At 60.2% G+C, this 18,765-nt stretch carries 15 protein-coding genes and 1 pseudogene; 3 read left to right on the forward strand and 13 right to left on the reverse strand.

Annotated elements, in window-relative coordinates:
* Positions 1-103: 103 nt before the first annotated feature.
* The 8 genes and pseudogenes from AC1Q8Q_RS14780 to AC1Q8Q_RS14815 all read right to left on the reverse strand — a co-directional run.
* Positions 104-1,288 carry a type III PLP-dependent enzyme gene (locus AC1Q8Q_RS14780; RefSeq protein ID WP_492615191.1) on the reverse strand — a complete coding sequence of 395 codons (1,185 nt, stop codon included), beginning with the start codon at positions 1,286-1,288 and terminating at the stop codon, positions 104-106.
* On the reverse strand, positions 1,285-3,060 hold the full coding sequence (locus AC1Q8Q_RS14785; RefSeq protein WP_492615192.1) for an IucA/IucC family protein: 1,776 nt from the start codon (positions 3,058-3,060) through the stop codon (positions 1,285-1,287). The genes AC1Q8Q_RS14780 and AC1Q8Q_RS14785 overlap by 4 nt, the downstream gene beginning before the upstream one ends.
* Positions 3,057-4,199: an MFS transporter gene (locus AC1Q8Q_RS14790; protein ID WP_032861801.1), complete on the reverse strand. Its 1,143-nt coding sequence runs from the start codon at positions 4,197-4,199 to the stop codon at positions 3,057-3,059. Before AC1Q8Q_RS14790 ends, AC1Q8Q_RS14785 begins: the two co-directional genes overlap by 4 nt.
* Positions 4,184-5,965 carry an IucA/IucC family protein gene (locus AC1Q8Q_RS14795; protein WP_032861967.1) on the reverse strand — a complete coding sequence of 594 codons (1,782 nt, stop codon included), beginning with the start codon at positions 5,963-5,965 and terminating at the stop codon, positions 4,184-4,186. Before AC1Q8Q_RS14795 ends, AC1Q8Q_RS14790 begins: the two co-directional genes overlap by 16 nt.
* Positions 5,962-7,161, reverse strand: a complete 1,200-nt coding sequence (locus AC1Q8Q_RS14800; RefSeq protein WP_032861802.1) for an ATP-grasp domain-containing protein — start codon at positions 7,159-7,161, stop codon at positions 5,962-5,964. The genes AC1Q8Q_RS14795 and AC1Q8Q_RS14800 overlap by 4 nt, the downstream gene beginning before the upstream one ends.
* Positions 7,162-7,235: 74 nt before the next feature.
* Positions 7,236-9,344, reverse strand: a complete 2,109-nt coding sequence (locus AC1Q8Q_RS14805) for a TonB-dependent receptor family protein (protein ID WP_492615193.1) — start codon at positions 9,342-9,344, stop codon at positions 7,236-7,238.
* A gap of 21 nt (positions 9,345-9,365) precedes the next feature.
* Positions 9,366-10,130, reverse strand: coding sequence for an HpcH/HpaI aldolase family protein (locus AC1Q8Q_RS14810; protein ID WP_032861804.1), 765 nt, complete (start codon positions 10,128-10,130; stop codon positions 9,366-9,368).
* A gap of 325 nt (positions 10,131-10,455) precedes the next feature.
* Positions 10,456-10,845 (reverse strand): annotated as a pseudogene (locus AC1Q8Q_RS14815) (arginase family protein); the annotation flags it as partial.
* A gap of 76 nt (positions 10,846-10,921) precedes the next feature.
* Between AC1Q8Q_RS14815 and AC1Q8Q_RS14820 the strand changes: the two are divergent.
* The 3 genes from AC1Q8Q_RS14820 (at position 10,922) to AC1Q8Q_RS14830 (ending at position 13,057) form a co-directional block, all read left to right on the forward strand.
* Positions 10,922-11,491 carry a GNAT family N-acetyltransferase gene (locus AC1Q8Q_RS14820; RefSeq protein WP_020798712.1) on the forward strand — a complete coding sequence of 190 codons (570 nt, stop codon included), beginning with the start codon at positions 10,922-10,924 and terminating at the stop codon, positions 11,489-11,491.
* Between the two features lie 106 nt (positions 11,492-11,597).
* Positions 11,598-12,467, forward strand: coding sequence for an acyl-CoA thioesterase II (tesB, locus tag AC1Q8Q_RS14825; protein ID WP_020798711.1), 870 nt, complete (start codon positions 11,598-11,600; stop codon positions 12,465-12,467).
* Complete coding sequence (locus AC1Q8Q_RS14830) at positions 12,464-13,057, forward strand: HAD family hydrolase (protein WP_020798710.1); 594 nt, start codon at positions 12,464-12,466, stop codon at positions 13,055-13,057. Before tesB ends, AC1Q8Q_RS14830 begins: the two co-directional genes overlap by 4 nt.
* A gap of 36 nt (positions 13,058-13,093) precedes the next feature.
* On the opposite strand, the gene AC1Q8Q_RS14835 is transcribed toward AC1Q8Q_RS14830, so the two are convergent.
* The 5 genes from AC1Q8Q_RS14835 to AC1Q8Q_RS14855 all read right to left on the reverse strand — a co-directional run bounded on the left by AC1Q8Q_RS14835 (position 13,094) and on the right by AC1Q8Q_RS14855 (position 18,677).
* Positions 13,094-14,050: an alpha/beta fold hydrolase gene (locus AC1Q8Q_RS14835; RefSeq protein WP_492615194.1), complete on the reverse strand. Its 957-nt coding sequence runs from the start codon at positions 14,048-14,050 to the stop codon at positions 13,094-13,096.
* Positions 14,051-14,944, reverse strand: a complete 894-nt coding sequence (ypfJ, locus tag AC1Q8Q_RS14840; RefSeq protein ID WP_020798708.1) for a KPN_02809 family neutral zinc metallopeptidase — start codon at positions 14,942-14,944, stop codon at positions 14,051-14,053.
* A gap of 148 nt (positions 14,945-15,092) precedes the next feature.
* Positions 15,093-15,962: a KPN_02809 family neutral zinc metallopeptidase gene (ypfJ, locus tag AC1Q8Q_RS14845; protein WP_083349782.1), complete on the reverse strand. Its 870-nt coding sequence runs from the start codon at positions 15,960-15,962 to the stop codon at positions 15,093-15,095.
* A gap of 149 nt (positions 15,963-16,111) precedes the next feature.
* A complete protein-coding gene (locus tag AC1Q8Q_RS14850) occupies positions 16,112-16,945 on the reverse strand; it encodes an aldo/keto reductase (RefSeq protein WP_492615195.1) in 834 nt (277 codons plus the stop codon).
* On the reverse strand, positions 16,929-18,677 hold the full coding sequence (locus tag AC1Q8Q_RS14855; RefSeq protein ID WP_492615196.1) for an FAD-dependent oxidoreductase: 1,749 nt from the start codon (positions 18,675-18,677) through the stop codon (positions 16,929-16,931). Before AC1Q8Q_RS14855 ends, AC1Q8Q_RS14850 begins: the two co-directional genes overlap by 17 nt.
* Positions 18,678-18,765: the final 88 nt, after the last annotated feature.

Consider the following 18,765-nt stretch of genomic DNA (forward strand, 5'->3'; position numbering starts at 1 on the left):
AAGGGATAGGCAAGCTGTAGTGGTCCGAAGAGTTTGAAGGACACATCGGACAAGCAGCCACAGATACGGGAAGGGCAGCACAGAGGCTGACAATAGCGTGGAATCAGCCCTCGATAAAAACCTTCAACGGCGGTTCGTGCATCAGGAAGTTCTGGTGCGAGATGTTCCAGGCATAGGCGCCCGCGAGAGTGAATACTAGCAGGTCACCAATCGCTAGCTGCGCCACTGGTTGTTGTCTGGCAAGGACGTCTTTTGGTGTACACAACTGGCCCACCAGCGTCACGGACTGATCACTGATTTGTGCCGGCTGCGAGCCTCGTAGTACCGTGAACGGATGATTGTGGCCTTGAGCCGCAGGCGTGCGAAAGTGATGGGTACCGCCACGTCCGATGGCAAAAAACTCGCCGTGACTGCTTTTGATGTCCAGCACCTGCATGACGTAGTAACCACAGGCAGCGCTGATGAAGCGGCCGATCTCGAAACGTATGCGGGTCGCGCCCATGTCGTATTCATTGATCAACCCCTGCAGGCCCTGACAAAACCGTGGCCAGTCGAATGACCTGGCCGCGTCCTGATAGTTGATGCCCATCCCTCCGCCGACATTCAGTAGCGGCAGTTGCAGGTCGTGGTCGGCGCACAGCTGGCGGAAGGTCAGGAAGTAGCTGCGAATCAATTCAAGGTGCGCGTCGACATCCAGCTGGTGCGACAACAGATGAAAATGCAGTCCCTTGAGCTCTAGGGACGGCTCTTCGCGCAGCAATTGCAGGGCGCTTGCAAGGCCTTCTTCATCCAGACCGAACGGCGTGGGTTTGCCACCCATGACCAATCGGCTCTGCGGTGTCTGGGCCAGCTTCAGATTCAGCCGCAGCATCACCGGAGCCCGCACACCGCGTTCGCGGGCGATGCGCGCCAGACTGCGCAGTTCGGTCACGCTCTCCACGTGAAACGCCGAAATCCGGTACTGCAGGGCGATATCCAGTTCGCGATCGAGTTTGCCAGGGCCACCAAAGATCAGCGGCTGGTCGGGGCACTGTTCATGCAGCCACGTCAGCTCGCCGCCGGAGGCCGCCTCGAATCCGTCTACCCACGGCGCCAGGGTTTTCAGCACCAGGGCTTCCGGGTTGGCCTTGGCGGCGTAGAACAATTCGCAGTTTTCGGGCAGTACCTGACGCATTGCCTTTACGTGCCGTTCAAGGGCAGGCAGGTCGTAGACGTAGGCGCACAATGGCGCGTCGTGTTCAGTCTTGAGCTGCTCGATGCGTTGGGTGACGGAGGCAGGAAGGCTCATGCGTGTTTCCTCTTTTCAGTCATCGTCAGCGGGCTGGGCAGTAACGTGTAATCGGCCTCGCGGTCGGCGCGCATCATCAGGCGCGTCATGAAATTTTCCTTGCTTGGGAAGGGCGCGCCGGCGCACAACTCACGCAGTTCTGTCGGATGGCCCAGACGCGTGGATTGCGCGTGCAGCAGGTCGCCGATTCGGTCCCACAATTGTTGTTCCAGCATGCCGCTGCCGTTGGCCAGATGGAAGATCGCTTCGCCGAGATTGTTCACCAGTGCGCAGTAGCCCACTCGTTGCCAGGCCTTTTGCGCGCTGTAGTACACCGAGCTGCGGGTGCGTTCATCCAGCGCACTCAGGCGTTCAGCGGGCCAGATTTCAGGGACCAGCTTGGTACCTTCCAGATCGCGAATCCAGACCTGACTGGGCAGGCCGTTTTCAGCGAAGCCGATGACCGTGTTCTGCAAATGCGGCTCCAGCGCCACGCCCTGACGGAATAGGCAATACAGCACACCGCCGAGCATCTGACCGGCATAGGCATCGAGCCAGTTCAACGTGGCTTGCTCAATGGTCAAGCCGGTGTTGTCGGCGTAGCGCTGTACCTGTGGGCGGCAGACACTGCGACCTTGTTGATCCCAGGTAAACAGCGCCATTGCCACTTGCGGCTGATAACGCTCGCGTTCGGCGACGGAAAGGTTTTCCCGGTAAACGATACCGAAACATTCGGTGACTTCGCGGGCCTCCTCCAGCGTACCCAGGGCGCTGAGGTCCAGGCTGGTGGCGCAGGGTTCGGGCATCAACATGAAGCCCGGTTGTTGCGTCGCCAACTCGCTCATGATGGGGCCGAGCAGGTGAGTGAGGGCGACGGCGCTGTCGAGTTCATACCAAGCGTTCTTGCGCACGCAGTTGGTCAGGCGCACGTGCATCGAGAACTTCATGAAGTAGGCCATCTGCGGATGGTAGAGCGTGCGCACAGACGACGTCGGGTACATGGCCTGACCCAGGGGGCCGAGGTAGGTGATCAAACCCTGTTGTTGCGCCCGTTGCACCAGCGGGTCAGCAAGCACGCGGGCGACTTCCCAAGGGTGGCACGGATAGGCGCCCTCACTCCCCGACAGTTGGCGTAGCGTGCTGCGCGGATCCTCGCCCTGATGACGAATCAGCGTCGGATCAACCTTGAACCAGTGCAACTGAAAGCGCGCCCCAACTTCCGGCGAGCAGGTCAGCAAATCGTCATGGGAGATGCCCTCGCGACTTTTCGGTGTCGGATGCAGGGCATGGCCCCACAGCTGATGTTGCTCGGACGCCAGCAGGCTGTCGGCTGCTTGGTTGGCCGGGCGTGAATGCCGCAGAAAGGTACGGGTGATCTGCAGGCTGTTACCGATCTGTTGCAGCATCTCGCCGACGCGGTCGGCTCCACTCAGCGGGGTACAGAGCAGGCGCGCCAGTTCGTGGGCGTCCAACGGTCGCCAGCTCTGGTTATTGCCTTTGAAGTAGGGGGCGCTGATGTAGTGGCAGCGGCCCAGAAGACTGGCGCGGTCGATGCGTACAATCAACCGGCCACTGGGCAGGCGAATGCTGATGCAACGACTGTTGGCTTGGCGCAGGCTCATCGGCAAATCCTGTGCTTGATCGTTCAGGTTCACTTCGTTGCGGGGCAATGCGTATTCGCGCAAATAGCAATTGAGCAGGCACTCGATGGCATGTCGTTGGGCTTCGCCATCGAGGGCATGGTCATGCTGGGATACGGTGTTCAGCGATGCGGTATTCAGAGCGAAAGTCATGCCGGAATCTCCCGGGAAGTCATCAATAGAGGGCGGGCGAGCACCATGGCCGCTATGGCCGCCAGGCACGCAACGAGAAAGGGGGACGCGATGCCGCAGGTCTGACTGACCAGAGCGGCAGTGACCCCGGCAGCAGTGCCGGCCCATTTGCCACTGGAGTCGAACCAGCCAAACAGGCGGCCGGCGCTGCCTTGGCGGCTGCGCTGGCTCAGACAGCGGTGCAGCCCGACAAAACTCAGCAACATGCCGGCCCCGCTGAGTAGACGCAGAGCGAACAGCGGCTCGGCCTGCACGCTCCAGAATTGCAACGCGTTACTGATTGCCAGCAGCGCCAGCCCCGGCAACAGCAGGTTGCCCTGATGCTTCTGAGCCCAGGGTAGGGCCAGCAGGTAAACCAGATGCGGCAGGCTGTAGAGCACGCCGATCAAGGCATCGTTGCCAATTTTCAGTTGTTCGCCGAAGGGCACGAAATAGGGAAAGGTGACGACCATCGCGAAGCTGAACAGAAACTGCACCGCCATCAGCCGCGGCATGTCTTCAGGCAGTTCGCCCAAGGCCACGGCTTTCTTGCTGCTCAAGGCATGTTTGGGGGCGTCCTTGGGCAGCGGCAGGACGAGCACAAACGCCAGCAGCGGTAACCAGGCCAGATAGCGATACAGGCTTAATCCCAAACCCTGTGAGGTCAGCAGCCCCAACAGGATTGGGCCACTGATCATCGCCAGACGTGCTGAATACTGCGTCCAGTTCAGGGCGCGGGACAGATCGCCTTCCTTGAACTGAGTCGACAGGTAGGCGTTGGACGCCGCCATCGCGCCGCCGAAGGTGCCCTGGATGATCAATGCCAGGACGAACACCGGCAGATTGGGGCTGAAGCCTGCCAGCAGGAAGCCCGCGAACAGTCCGGCATGCGCACGCAGCAACGACAAGCGACAACCGTTGCGATCGGCCCAGCGTCCCCAGATCGGCGCCGCCAGTGCGGTGCAGAGTGTCGGCAGTACGAACAGCACCCCGATGGCCCAGCCTGGTGTGTCAGGTGCGAGGTCGGCGAGGATGCGCGGCAAGTACAACGGAATACCCAGCGCCGTGAAAGCCGACAGGTAATGCCCCAGCAGAACGCTGGTGATCAGACTCCGTTGCATGGAGCATCCTCCAGCAGGAAGTTCGCCGCGCTGTAGCCATAGAACTTGTTGATGTCGCTGGCACCGGAATGCGCCTTGCTGAACAGGCTGCCGGCGCTGAGCAGGTATTTCACCGGCAGTTTCGGGCTGTCGAGCAGCCATTGACGCGCGTCGTCACAGTCGATGCCTTCTGCTTCGAGATGTTGCAGACAGGTCATGAGACGCTGACGCAGCGTGCCGTACAGACCGGATCGAGAGGCCAGGCCTGCGGTCGCTATCGCTTCCAGGATCGCAACAATATTCAGCTGCAAGGTGATGGTGCAGAACATCTCGGCCAACGGTTGGCTGCTGTCGACGCGAATGCGCTCGTCCTGCAAGACTGCCGGCAGATCAGCGAGATCCGGGCACGCATGGGTGAAGCGCTGAGGCCACAGGCGAGCGGCGTCGTTGTCCTTCATCAGCAGGCGCAATGGCTGACCTTGTTCGAACATCAAGACGGCGTTCTGCTGGTTGGCCTCCAGCGCGATGCCGTAATGCAGCCACAACCGCAGATGGACCTGCAGCAGCAGATCGAGATAATCGTCCAGCCAGTGTTGCAACGAACCTGCGTAGAAGCGCTCGGCCAACTGTTCGAGGAAAAGGCGTCCATCGGCAAGCGGACTGGCCAACGCGGCGACAGGTACGAGTGTGGTGTTCTCAAGACCCGTCGGGTAACGGCGCACGATATAGGCTAGGTGACGACTTTCGTCGGCATGACCACCGTGTTTTTCGTCAACGTGCAGATAACGTGACGCCAGTGCCGGATCGCGCTCGGTCAAGGCCTGCAGGGTGGTCTGGAACCAGTGACCGTCGTATAGGGTGCTGGGCTTGATCAGGCGCAAATTGCGCGCACCGAGCGTGCTGACTAACAACGGTAGTTTGATGTGCCACTGAGGTTGATTGATGCAGACCACCGTGCGCACGGACAGCGTAGGTTCGACCTGCATGGCCGAACGTGGAGCCTTGAGCGTTCCTTCAGGCAGGCCGTATTGCTCCAGTTCGCCCCATGTCAGCGGGTGTACTGGCAGTAATGAATGGCTGTTTTGCAAGGTCGGTGACAAGCCGACGTCCTCGAAGTCCGGCCAGTGCAGCGGCTGTGGGCTGGTCAGGGTCAGGGCGTTGTTGGGAATCGCCAGCCAGTTGAGTTCGAAGCGCGGCGCAAACTCCGGCGCGTAGCCTTTGAGCGCGGCGGCATCGAAGCCGCTTTTGGCCCGCGCCGTTGGATAAAACGGGTGATCCAGGTAGCTCGCCAGTTGATCGATCTTCAGCAGCCTCTGCGACCAGTCTTTCAGGGCAGTCACGTCGCTCAGCGCAGGGCCATGCTGGCGATACGCCTGATTGCACAGGGTCCGGTGTTCGGTCGCGCAATCCGCTTCTTTCAGGTACGCCGCGAACAGCGTCAGACTTTCTTCGTCCAGACCGTGGCTCAGGTGGCCCAGCCAGAGCCCGTAGCCGTGTTGAACCTCGCCGTGGCTTTGCGGCGACACTTTGATCCAGGCGTCGCCTGTACCGATCCAGTCCTGCAACGGATACGCCTTGACCACCGGCAGCCATAGTTCGTCGGCGCCCAGATGGGCGATTCGCAGCCAGCTTGCGTCGGGCTGATGCTGCAAGTGTTGACTCAGTTCTTCCGGCAGCCGACAAATCTGTCCTGTGCTGACGATCCCTCGGATGTCCTCGCGCAGGCAGCAATCGATGATGCGTCGAGTAATGAACGCCTGATCCGCGGCGTCCGGATACAGGCTCATGCCATCACCCACTTCAGGTCGTTCAGAGTCGAATTCAGTTGCGCTTCGAGGCTCACCTCATCCGGCGCGATCAGTCTCAGTACGCCGACGTAGTCCTTGTTGGAATGGCTGATGGTCACGGTGTCGCCGGTGTTGTGAAGTGCGCGGTAATCGCACCAATGGCCCTCACGTTCGACGTTGAAGCTGGCGCTGGCCTGATCCAGACGCCCCGAGCGGTCGACCACAAGGTAATGAACGGTTGCTTCGGCTTGCGCCGGTTGCGCGTCGATCAGGCTGTCTCCCAAATACAAAGCGACGATGCGGTCGAACCAACCCTGTGGCAGCAGCCGATCAAGCAGGAACTCGCGACCATCGCCGATGCTGCGATAGTTGATCTCAACCAGTACCGGGCCTTGGGCGGTCAGAATGAACTCGCTGTGGCAAACCCCGAAATTGACCCCGAACGCGGCCACTTGAGCCAGCGCGCCGGCGCGCTGCGCGCGGCTGAGTTGTCCATTCCAGCGTGCGGCGAGTTCTACGAAATGCGGCGGTGCTGAAAGGGTGACGTCGAAGCCACCGATGGCTTGCAGGTTGCGCCCGTCGCCCAGTGTCTCGAGGGTGAATAAAGGACCTTCCATGTACGCCTCCAGCAACAACGCCCGGTCCGGTTGCTGCTGCCAGAACTGTTTGCAGTAAACGGCCAGATCGGCGGCGTTGTGACACAGTCTGACGTCCAGGCTGGCGACGCCTTCACGAGGCTTGGCGACCACCGGCCATGGCGCATCGGTCGGCAGTTTGGAATTCGATGTAATCACCTGGAACCATGGGCCGGGCAAGCCAAGACGTTGCATGCGCTCGCGCATGGCCGCCTTGTTCTTTGCCGCATAGCACAGTCGCCAGTCCTTGCCGGGGCATTCGAATATCTCGGCCACCATTGCTGTCGCGGTCTGCAGGTGATCGCTGTTGGAGAACACTGCGGCGGGGCGCAAACCCTGGCTGTTGAGTGTCTCGACGACCGCTAGCGGATTGAACACATCACATTCGATAACGTGCAGCTCATCCGGCGAAATGTGCGAGGTGGCGAGCAGGCGCCGGTGTTCCTGAGCGTGGTCGGTGATCACCACGATCGGCAACCCGCGTTTGTGCGCGGCAGGCAGGAAACCCTCAAGAATGGCAGGGTGGGCGACGTGGGCAAGAATGACGAATGGGCGTTGCATGGCAGTTTCCTGGGGGCAGCAGTTGCCCGTCCCGGAGGATCGGGCACTGGTTTACAAGTGCGCAAGTGCGCGGTTTAGAAGCGGTAGTTGACGCCTAGGGTGAGCGAGCGCTCTGGCGCGGGTTGACGACCCCACGGGCTGGTGTCGATACCGCGGAAGTAGTATTCGCGGTTGAACAGGTTGCTGATGCCCGCGGACGCGGTCAGGACGCTTTTGTCTGCCAGCTCGAACTCACGCTCAATGGCGGTGTTCCAGACCCAGTAAGCTGGCAGTTTGCCCACACTGGCTGTGGCATCTTCATCGCTGGAGTTGGCGGCATCGGTGTAAGCGCTGCTGACATACAGGCCGTCAAGGTTGTAGGTCCAGTGCTCGGCAAAACGGTAACGACCGTCAACCGTGAACTGATTGCGCGAGGAGTACGGCACTTCGTTGCCCTTGAATGTGCCGTTGCGTTGCTTGGCATCGAGGTACGCATAGCTGGCGTGCAGGTCCAGATCAGGTAGAGCTTGCGGCGTCCAGAAAATCTCGCTCTCGAAACCTTGGTGACGTGTGCTGCCAAGGTTATTGAAGCGGTCAGTCGTGGCGTTGTAGCTGATTTGGTCGTCGAAATCGATGCGGTACAAGTTGAAGTCGACGCGCATGCCGTCCCATGGCGTATAGCGCACGCCGGTCTCGTAGTTCCACGCCAGTTCGGCGCCGACATCGCCTTCCTTGACGATCTGCGTGACTTGCGGTGGACGCAGGGACTTCTGGGCGTTGGCGTAGACAAACCAGGCGTCGGTCGCCTGGTAACCCACCGTCAGGCCCGGCAGCCATTCTTCGGATTTGTTCTCGCGCGAGAACCCGGTGATGCCGTCTGCGTAATCCATGCGGGCGTTTTCGTAGCGCACGCCGGGGGTGATGGTCAGGCGATGATCGAGCAGACTGATGGCGTTGCTGAGGTAGAACGCGCGGGCGTCGTCATCGAACTTCCAGTCCCGGAACGGCGTCGTCACGCCGGTAGCGACGCGCTGGCGGTTGACCTTGTAGTCGATGTCTTCGCTGACATAACGGGCGCCCAGCAACCAGGTCTGGCCAACCGTGTCGCCATCGATGGTGGCACTGATGCGCGGCTCCGTGCCCCAGACTTTAAAGTCGCGTGGGCCGTCCTGTTTGGTCACCGCCGTACCGTCCGGAGTGAACGGCAGGCCGACTACGAAGTTGCGGTAGCTGTCGTGGGCGAAGTTGGTCCAGCTGTATTCTACTGAGTCGAACGGCCCCATGGCGCCCAGGCGCTGGGTGTAGGAGCCCCACACGCGATTGGTGTCGCCCTCGAAGCGGTCCAGCGGACGCGTCGATTGCCGTGGATCATCCTTGTAATCCTGCACGCTGAGTGCTCCGGCCAGGTCCATATCGGCCTTGTAGTGCTGGATACCGAAGCTCAGATCGCGATCGTCGTCGATGTTCCACTGGCCGCGCAGACGGTAGTTCTGCACATCGGTCTCGGAGTGCTCGCGCCCGTATTCGCCACCCAGGGTATTGAGGTCCAGTTGCAGGCCGAAGTTGTCGGTCAGGTAGCCGCCGGTGCCCACATAGTTGTCCCACAACTGGCGCCCGCCAGCATTGAACGTCAACTTCTCCTGCAGAGTGGTTTCCCACTCGCGCGGAATCGGCTTGCTGATGAAGTTGATCACCCCGCCAACGTTGTTCGGACCGTATTGCACCGCTGCGCCCCCACGCACGACATCAATACGGTCTACAGTGGCCATGGTCACTGGAAACAGCGACAGACCCGTCTGGCCGTACGGCGCCAGTGCTAGTGGAATGCCATCCGACAACGCTTGAATCCGGCCGCTACGACTCTCGTACAGCCCGCGTACCGATATCTGTGGCAATGCGCCGGTGCCGGTTTCGTCAAAGATCTTGATGCCCGGTACCCGTTGCAGCGCGTCGTCCACACCGCGGACGCTGGCTTTTTTCAGTTCGCTGGAGTCGACAACGCTGCGACTGCCGGCATAGGTACGCACCTCCTGATCGCTGGCCGTCCCGAGAACGTCACCCTGAATCATCATGGGTGCCAGTTCCATGTTACTGGCAGGTCTGGTGGACAAATCGACGGGTTGATCGGCGGCCACGGCACCGTGACAGATGCCCAAAGTGATAAGACTGAGTGAAAAATGTAGGGAGTTTGTTGTTGTTTTCATGTGGACTACGTTGGCTTATTTTTACTGTTGGAGAGAATGCAGGCGGGCTTTCAATGCGTTATGCAGCAAGCCTCGGTCTTCACCGGCCAGAAAACTTCGGATCCCGCGAGCGCGCCACAGCGTGTTCTGTTCGGCCGTGCGGGGATTTGCGCAGAAAGGTATTGCGGCGCTGAGGCAGGCATCGGCCATGTTTTGCAGCGTTTGCCAGACTTGAGGATTGAGCGGGTCGGGGCCCAGATCGAGATCGAGCGACAGATCCAGAGCGCCTTCCATGATCATGCCGACCCCCGGCAGTTGCAGAATCTCGCCGAGAGCGTCGACCCCGGCGCGGCTTTCGATCATGGGAATAATAGGGGTCTGACGATTGGCCAGATCGATGTATTCGGGTAATGGCAGGCGACCGAAACCGGTAATGCGTCCGCCGGTTATTCCGCGTTTCCCCAAGGGGGGAAAGAACGCCGCTTCGATGGCGCGCTGAACTTGCGCAGCACTTTCGGTGCGTGAAAGGACAATGGCTTCGATGCCGGCATCCAGTGCCCGACCGATCAGTTTTTCGTCCACTTGAGGTATGCGCAGCCAAGGCGAAATGCCAGCGGCCTCACACGCGCGGACACAATGCATGATGTCTTCTTCGGAGCGCAGTAAGTGCTCAAGATCGAGAATCACGAAGTCGTAGCCCGCAAACGCGAGCATTTCGCAGAGCATCGGTGAAGGTAGAGAATTGAGCAAGCCGTAGACGTTGTTCCCTGCTTGTAACCGGGAAAACACCGGAGAGGTTCGTATCACTGACGCATATCCTTCAGGGTGGATGCGCGCTAATAATAATCATTCACAATCATAAGTAAACATTTTTAGTCGCCGATTCGTGATATTCGTGATTGTCCTCATAAAAATCCCGTTCTTGGTGTAATGCTGTTCACTGATTCACCCCGGATTCCCGCCACGATTCACCCGATGGCATATGAGGGGGCTGGGGCGATTTCTGAGTTTTGTAAACACCTCGTCGAATCTCGGGTATTAATTTCCACTTTTTAGAAACCTTGACTCTCCAAGGGCCTTATTTTCGCGGTCTAACAAGATTTGTTTACATAATTTGGTCGGCATAAAGTCAGAAGCCAGCGGGGTAATCGTAATGCGCATGGTGGGTGCCACCCGCCAGGTGGCAGGCCAGGCCATGTTCCAGCGCCTGCTCCGCCGCCAGCAACGAACCGCCGACCGCGCGCACCGTGCGCCGGGCCAGGGCTTCGCTCCAGGGCAGGCCGAGCCGCCTCTGGTCCTCGCGGGACAAGTCGCCACTCATGTAGCGCTCGATATACGAAGGGTCATGGGCGAGGGCGAGAATGTCCGCCGGGCACAACTGTGGGCGCAGCAGGTCGGCGTCGCGCGTGAGACCGCTGTCCACCAGGTGATCGCGCAGCAGGCGAAACTTGTCCATGGGAAAGCGGTGATCCGCCGGGAACTCGGGACTGTAGTCTTCGTGGTAGATCAGCGGCAGTGGCATGATGATTTCGTTGCGCAATGAGTGAAGGATCCTACCAGCGTTGTAGACTGGCGGCATGGAATTGGGGGGGGGAACGATGGAGCCGATACTCGAACTGGCGAGCGCTCGATTGCTATTGCGGCAGTGGCGCGATGAGGATTTGCCGGAGTTTGCCGCGATGTGCGCCGATCCACAGGTCATGCGCTATTTTCCCGCACCCTTGAGTCGATTGGAAAGTGCCTCGTTGATTGGCAGGGTTCGCGAGCACTTTGCCGAGCACGGTTTTGGCTTCTGGGCGCTGGAGCGCAAAGACACCGGCCAGTTCATCGGTTTTACCGGTCTGGGCGTGGTCGGTTTCGACGCGCCTTTCACACCGGCCATTGAAATCGGCTGGCGCCTGGCGCGCGAGCATTGGGGCCTGGGTTATGCCAGCGAAGCGGCATGGACCGCTCTACGCTGCGGGTTTGATCGCTTGGTTCTGAATGAAGTCGTGTCCTTTACCACGGTCGGCAACCTGCCGTCGCAGAAAGTCATGCAGGCGATCGGCATGCAACACGATCCGGCCGATGATTTCGATCATCCCAGGCTTGCCCTCGATCATCCCCTGCGTCACCACGTGCTGTATCGCATCAGCCGCGAACAATGGCTGCAAACCTTGCATGGATAACCTGGCACGGACGTTTACAATGGCCCCTATGTTGGCACGGGCCAGAAAGTGAATCGACCGACGCAGCCAGGACTGCGCGGCATTGCGTTGTGTGAGGAGAGTCTGAATGAGCCAAGTGTTGGATGATCTGGTTGACCTGCTGAGCCTGGAATCGATCGAAGAAAACCTGTTCCGCGGCCGTAGCCAGGACTTGGGTTTTCGTCAGCTGTTCGGCGGCCAGGTGCTCGGTCAGTCGCTGTCGGCAGCTAGTCAGACCGTTGAAGAGGCGCGCCATGTGCATTCGCTGCATGGTTATTTCCTGCGCCCGGGCGATGCCAAGTTACCAGTGGTTTATTCCGTGGACCGCGTGCGCGACGGCGGCAGTTTCAGCACTCGCCGGGTCACGGCGATCCAGAAAGGCCAGCCGATCTTCACCTGCAGCGCCTCGTTCCAGTACGACGAAGAAGGTTTCCAGCACCAGACCCAAATGCCGCAAGTGGTCGGACCGGAAAACCTGCCATCGGAACTGGAACTGACCCAGCAACGCGCCCACCTGATCCCCGAGCACATGCGTGAAAAACTGCTGTGCCCGAAACCGATCGAATTCCGGCCCGTCACCGCGGAAGATCCCTACAACCCGAAAGCCAGCGATCCGATCAAATACGTCTGGTTTCGCGCCGACGGCGCCTTGGCCGACTCTCCGGCATTGCACAAGTATCTGCTGGCCTACGCCTCGGACTTCGGTCTGCTGACCACCTCGATGCTGCCCCACGGCAAATCGGTCTGGCACAAGGACATGCAGGTCGCCAGCCTCGACCACGCATTGTGGTTCCACGCCGACCTGCGCGCCGATGACTGGTTGCTGTATGCGATGGACAGCCCATGGGCCGGCAACTCTCGCGGCTTCTCCCGTGGCAGCGTGTTCAACCGCGCCGGGCAACTGGTGGCCTCGGTCACCCAGGAAGGCCTGATTCGCCATCGCAAGGATTGGGCATGAGCCTGGCCGACGTACGTCATTGGGTGTTCGACATGGACGGCACCCTGACGGTGGCTGTGCATGATTTCGCAGCGATTCGCATCGCGTTGGCGATCCCGCCTGAAGCCGACATCCTGACGCATCTGGCGGCGCTGCCGGCCGATGAAGCCAGCGCCAAACACGCCTGGCTGCTCGAGCACGAGCGCGATCTGGCGCTAGGTTCGAAACCGGCCCCGGGGGCTGTGGAGTTGGTGCGTGAATTGGCCGGGCGCGGTTATCGCCTGGGCATTCTCACGCGCAATGCCCGTGAACTTGCGCATGTCACGCTGGAGGCTATCGGCCTGGCCGACTGCTTTGCGGTAGAAGATGTGTTGGGTCGCGATGAGGCGCCACCGAAGCCGCATCCAGGAGGATTGCTGAAACTGGCCGAAGCCTGGAAGGTGTCGGCCAGCGATATGGTGATGGTCGGTGATTACCGTTTCGACCTTGATTGCGGTCGTGCGGCGGGAGCGCGGACGGTGTTGGTCAACCTGCCGGATAATCCGTGGCCGGAGTTGACCGATTGGCATGCGAGCGATTGTGTCGAGTTGCGGCAGATGCTGTCGGTGTGATTTTTAAGGGGCAAAGATCGCAGCCTGCGGCAGCTCCTACGGAAACAACGCCTGCTGCCCCTGCGGTGAAATAAACATCCCATCTCCGTTATGCCCGACCCCAGGCACTTCAATCAGTTGCTGCTGCAACCCTTGCGGTTGCAGCCGCTTCAGGTAAGCGAAGTAATAGCGCCCCCGGGCCAGTCGATACGGCCCCTGGGCCTTAGCCTCGCAGGATTTATCCAGCGCCGGGTGGTTCGGGTCGACGTCCTGCTGCCCCAGCAGATAAACGATGTTGCGCTTGAGGTACTTTTCCTGCAGCAGCGCGGCAGTTTGTCCTTCTGCGTAGGCAGGTAGATCTGTCAGACCGTATTTCCAGCGGTTGAATTGCGGGCAACCCGCATGACTGAAGGCCACTGGCCGACGCTCATCGAAATAGGTGTAGGAAGAGGGGTTAGCGATCACGTAGCGCACCTGCACGCCGGCGGTTTCCAGGGCGGGCTGGTCGTGGCCCAGCAAGGCGTAGCGCTGAACCACTTGAGCGCCCGCCGAATGACCGGCAATGACGATTTGCTTCAAGTCCGGAAATTGCTGGCGATCACCCAGGCGGGCAATGATTTCGTCCAGCGCTTCGTAGGAACTCAGGCGAAAAGGGGCTGTGGATTCACCGCCCGCCATCCACTCATTGCCTTGCCAGCGCAAGACGGTGTCCGCTACCGGGTGCTGTGCAACGTCGTCTTCATTAAGAAATTGCGGCGCGATCACCAGGGTCGTAGCGCTTTGCCCGGCCAGTTCGGCCGCGCGTTCGGCGCTCTGGAGGTAGGTCTGCGCATTGCGCAAGCGCCCATGGACGATGATCAATACCCGCTCGATTTTTGGCGGGGCCGGGCTGATGCCCACCGCTATTTCACCGGACTTTAACAACAGGCGCCCGGGGCTGATTTCCTTGACCCCATGCTCCGCAGCCTGGGATGTTGTGCAGGTAAACAGTAAGACTAACCACCACTTTTTCATTTACAGATTTTTCGCAGCAAAGGTATCGCACTGGCCAACCTGGCCCTGGGCGAATCCGGTTTTGAACCAGCGCACCCGTTGCGCTGACGTACCATGGGTAAACGAGTCCGGCACCACACGGCCCTGACCTTGTTGCTGCAAACGATCGTCGCCGATGGCGTTCGCAGCGTTTAACGCTTCTTCAATATCGCCCGGCTCCAACCAGTTCAGGCGCTTCTGCGCGTTGTTGGCCCAGACTCCGGCCAGGCAATCGGCTTGCAGTTCCTGGCGCACCAGCAACCCACCATCGCCTTCCATCTGCCGGCCTTGCTGGCGGGCAGCCTGGATCTTTGCCGAAACACCGAGCAAGGTTTGTACGTGGTGACCGACTTCGTGAGCGATCACATAGGCCTGGGCGAAATCGCCCGCGGCGGCAAAACGCTGCGACATTTCCTGGAAGAAGGCCATGTCCAGATAAACCTTCTGGTCTGCGGGGCAATAGAAGGGACCGGTCGCCGATGTTGCCAGTCCGCAGGCCGAATTGACCCGATTGCTGAATAGCACCAGGGTCGGATCCTTATATTGCCGGTCCGCCTGCTGGAAAATCTGCCGCCAGGTGTCTTCGGTATCACCGAGAATTGAGCGGACGAACTCGGCCCCTTCATCCGTGGCCGGTGGCGCCTTGCGCGTCTGCGACGTGGTGGGCGCCGATTGTTCGCTCATCTGCCCGGTCAGTTGTCCGAGAATCTGCATCGGATCCTGGCCGGTGATCCAGCCGATGCCCACGATCAGCAGGATCGCCGTCAGGCTCAGGCCCTTGCCGCCACCAAAACGCATCCCGCCGCCACCGCCGCCGACATCATCGCCACGGGCATCGACCACGTTGTCGCTGCGTCGGCCTTTTTTCCATAGCATGTGGGAATCCTCTGATGTTGCGGGTAAAGAACCGTGGGATGAGTGTTGCTGCTCAGTTGGAGCGGCGCCAGTCCGGTCGTCAGACAGCCATGAGCGGCAGCGGTTCTATCCAGGCCGCGACATTAGAGGCTTCATTGACGGGCGGGTATCACAGCACGTCGGCGGCGAAGGTGTCACAGGCCTCCGGCAGGCCTGTGGCGAAACCGGTCTTGAACCAATTCACGCGCTGCAGAGAAGTGCCGTGGCTGAAGGTCTCTGGGCGAATCTGGGCATTGCGCGCTGCCTGCAACTGGTCGTCTCCGAACATTGCCGCGGCATGCAGTGCAGCTTCAATATCCCCCAACTCCAGCCAGTCCAGGCGCTGTTGCGCATGGTGCGCCCAGACACCGGCCAGGCAATCGGCCTGCAACTCCGCACGCACTTCCAGCCCGCCATCGCCACTGACGGGTTGTTGCTCGAGCAAGGCTTTTTCGAACGGTCCGGAAAGGCCCAGCTCAAGCTGCACGTGATGCCCGATTTCGTGAGCGATGATGTAGGCGCGCGCGAAGTCACCGACCACTGAAAACTGCTGCTCAAACGTGCGGAAAAATTCGAGGTCGAGGTACACCTGCCGATTGCCCGGGCAATAGAACGGGCCACTGCCGGAGCTGGCGAAACCACAGCCCGAGACCACACCATTGTTGAACAGTGTCAGGGTGGGATGTGGATATTGCCGGCCCATTTGCGCGAACAGTTGGTTCCAGGTGTCTTCGGTATCGCCCAGTACCGACTGGACAAACGTTAACTGCAGATCTACTTCAGGCTCGATCGATGGTTGAGGGAGGGGGCGATCCAGGGTGTACGAGGGTTCGAGCTTGGTAATGTCTGCTGGCGTGTCCTGTGTCGAATAGAGCCCGGCGCTGGCCAGGGCGACGGCGGCCAGCCCTGCGGCCAATGTTGTCCCTGTAAGCGTGCGGGCATCCTTGCCCTTGCGTATGTCGTTCACGTTTTTGCTGCGTCTTGCCTTGTTCCATAGCATGTTGACGGTCTCTCATAGATTGATGGGGCGTATAGCGCCGGGTCTATGAATAACCGCACTGGCAAAGGCGTGTGGGTGAAATGTGTAAGGTTTGGTGAGGCCACAGTCATTGCTGCAGGTGTCGCACAATGAAAGTGGCTTTTTCGCGGTTATCGATCGAACGCGTCCCACACCGGTGCAAAGTCCGGACTGACCAGACGCTCGCGCTTGAACAGGCCGGCGATCAGCGCACGGTCATGATCATCCAGGTTGACGGCAAGCGCTGCCAGGTTGGCCAATTGGTTGGCCTCGCTACTGGCCTTGGGGATAGCTGCCACGTTCGGTTGATCCAGCAGCCATTTGATGGCGATCTGGGTCGGCGATACCCCGTGTTTGGCGGCTATCTGCTGGATAACCGGAACATCCGTCACCCTGTTGCGTGCCAGCGGCGAATAAGCCGTCAGTGCCAGATCGTGTTGACGGGCGTAGTCCAGCAGTGCGTTTTGCCCAAGCAGCACGTGGTACTCGACCTGAATGGCGGACAACGGCGCGGCGAGTTCCTCGACGACGGTGCGCAGCAGGGGGAGCGGAAAATTCGCCACGCCAATATTGCGCGCCAGCCCTTGCTCCTTGAATGACACCAGGGTTTCGATCGTACGCGGCAAGTCCCAATCGGTGCTGGGCCAATGGATCATGAAAAGGTCGATGTAGTCGCTGTGCAAGGCCTTGAGGCTGCGGTCCATGGAATGGCGCATGGCGTCGGGTTGTAACTGGTCCCACCAGACCTTACTGGTGACGTGGATTTGTTCTCGGGGTGTCGGACTGTTCAGCAGCGCCTGACCGACAGCGTCCTCATTGTTGTAGGCAGCAGCGGTATCGATGTGTCGATAACCCAGCGCCAGGGCCTGTTCCACTGCTCGCGTGCACGCTTCACCGAGCATCGGCCAGGTGCCGAGGCCGAGCTTGGGCATGTTCAAACCCTGTGCGTTAACGATGTGCTGCATGGTCGATCTCCTTTTCATAAGCAGTGACGCCGGCGATATGACGCGCGGCGATGTAGCCGAACGTCAGCGCCGGCCCCAGGTTGATGCCGCCAGCAGGGTAGTGGCCGCCCATGATGCTGGCCATGTCGCCTCCCGCCGCGTAAAGGCCGGTGATGACCTGGCCCGAGTCGTCGAGGACCTGGGCGTGTTGATTGACCTTGAGCCCGGCAAAGGTGCCGAAACAACCCGGTTCGACTTTCACCGCATAGAACGGTCCTTGCTCGATCGGCGCAACGCAAGGGTTGGGCTGCTGCAGCGCATCACCCTGTTTGCGGTTATAGGGCGTTGAGCCGCGTCCGAACTGCGGGTCCTGGCCGTTGCGCGCGTGGCGGTTGTAGTCCGACACGGTGGTGCGCAAGCCGACCGGGTCGATGCCGCAAGCCTGTGCCAATTCCTCCAGTGTCTTGCCGGTTTTCAGATAACCACTGCGGATAAAGGATGACAGCGGCACCGGAAACGGCCGGGAAATACCCAGGCCATAACGTCGTTGAAAGCCATGGCTGCAGATCAGCCAGGAGGCCACTTCTTCGCCGGGCGGGGCGCTGGCGACCATGGCTGTCACATAGTCGTAGTAGCCGTTGGCTTCGTTGACGAAGCGTTGACCGTTGCTCAGCACACCGATGATTCCAGGCTTGCCGCGCTCGATGATGTGCGGGAAGTGGCCGATACTGCCATCACGGTATGGCACTCGTGAAACCGGGGCCCAGGCCACCGGCGATGCCTGGTTGGTATCGACTTTGGCGCCGGCGCTCTCGCCCAGCCGCAGGCCATCGCCAGACACGCCGAGGGGCGGCAGTGCCAAGTGTTCGTGTCCGGTTGGTGTACGGGGGAAGAGGGACTTGCGCCGTTCGACGTCATTGGCAAAACCGCCGGCCGCGAGCACCACCGCCCTGCTTGCGTTGATACGGATCGAACCCTTTGCAGTGCGAACCACCGCGCCTTGTACCCTATCGTTGGTGCGCAACAACTCAGTAACGGGGGCTGATTCCCACAGCAACACGCCAAGATCGTCGGCGGATTTGGCCAGGCGCGCTACAAGCGCCACGCCGTTGACCAGTTGCATCGCCCGGCCATGCACGACAAGGTCGAGCAGATGGCGAGTGAAACGTCGGGTAACGTGCCAGGCCGCCGGCAACGAACGGGTGAGGTTGAGAAACGCGGCAAGGTCTGCGCCCGCCATGATCGGCATGCCCATTAAGGAAGTTTCGCGCATGGTTTTGCGCAGGCGCTTGAGCAGCTTGCCGACGTTGCGCGCGTCATAAGGCGCGGCGATCACCGAACGCCCACCGGTACCGGCGCCCGGCGTGTCGCCGTGAATGTCGGCAATCGCGTTGCCATCGGCGAATTGCAGCGAGGTGTGCTGTTCGAAGAACGTGACCATGCGCGGAGCGGCTTCAAGGAAGGCGTCGATCATTGCCGGGTCATAGCGATCACCCAGTTCGTGTTTCAAGTAAGTGCGCGGTTGTTCAACGTCTTCGACGATGCCGGCCCGTCGGGCCAGGGGATTGCACGGTACCCACGCCCAGCCACCGGACCAGGCGGTGGCGCCGCCAAAAACCGGGTCCTTTTCCACCACTATCACTTTCAGGCCATGCCAAGCGGCCGTCACGGCTGTTGCCAGGCCCGCCGCACCGGAGCCGACAATCAGCACATCGCAATCGATGTCGGGGGAGCAGTACGGTTGGGCAGGCATGGTTTGAAACTCCGCTGTGGTTTATTTTGGAATTTAATTCCAGAAAATATATGAGGCAGAAAGAGGGGCGGCAAGACTGAACTGTATA

It is taken from the genome of Pseudomonas sp. GW823-FHT06B06 (assembly GCF_058795195.1).

Coding starts and splice junctions, on each gene's coding strand:
- AC1Q8Q_RS14780 (WP_492615191.1), bottom strand. CDS start 1,288: ATGAGCCTTCCTGCCTCCGTCACCCAACGCATCGAGCAGCTCAAGACT.
- AC1Q8Q_RS14785 (WP_492615192.1), bottom strand. CDS start 3,060: ATGACTTTCGCTCTGAATACCGCATCGCTGAACACCGTATCCCAGCAT.
- AC1Q8Q_RS14790 (WP_032861801.1), bottom strand. CDS start 4,199: ATGCAACGGAGTCTGATCACCAGCGTTCTGCTGGGGCATTACCTGTCG.
- AC1Q8Q_RS14795 (WP_032861967.1), bottom strand. CDS start 5,965: ATGAGCCTGTATCCGGACGCCGCGGATCAGGCGTTCATTACTCGACGC.
- AC1Q8Q_RS14800 (WP_032861802.1), bottom strand. CDS start 7,161: ATGCAACGCCCATTCGTCATTCTTGCCCACGTCGCCCACCCTGCCATT.
- AC1Q8Q_RS14805 (WP_492615193.1), bottom strand. CDS start 9,344: ATGAAAACAACAACAAACTCCCTACATTTTTCACTCAGTCTTATCACT.
- AC1Q8Q_RS14820 (WP_020798712.1), top strand. CDS start 10,922: ATGGAGCCGATACTCGAACTGGCGAGCGCTCGATTGCTATTGCGGCAG.
- tesB (WP_020798711.1), top strand. CDS start 11,598: ATGAGCCAAGTGTTGGATGATCTGGTTGACCTGCTGAGCCTGGAATCG.
- AC1Q8Q_RS14830 (WP_020798710.1), top strand. CDS start 12,464: ATGAGCCTGGCCGACGTACGTCATTGGGTGTTCGACATGGACGGCACC.
- AC1Q8Q_RS14835 (WP_492615194.1), bottom strand. CDS start 14,050: ATGAAAAAGTGGTGGTTAGTCTTACTGTTTACCTGCACAACATCCCAG.
- ypfJ (WP_020798708.1), bottom strand. CDS start 14,944: ATGCTATGGAAAAAAGGCCGACGCAGCGACAACGTGGTCGATGCCCGT.
- ypfJ (WP_083349782.1), bottom strand. CDS start 15,962: ATGCTATGGAACAAGGCAAGACGCAGCAAAAACGTGAACGACATACGC.
- AC1Q8Q_RS14850 (WP_492615195.1), bottom strand. CDS start 16,945: ATGCAGCACATCGTTAACGCACAGGGTTTGAACATGCCCAAGCTCGGC.
- AC1Q8Q_RS14855 (WP_492615196.1), bottom strand. CDS start 18,677: ATGCCTGCCCAACCGTACTGCTCCCCCGACATCGATTGCGATGTGCTG.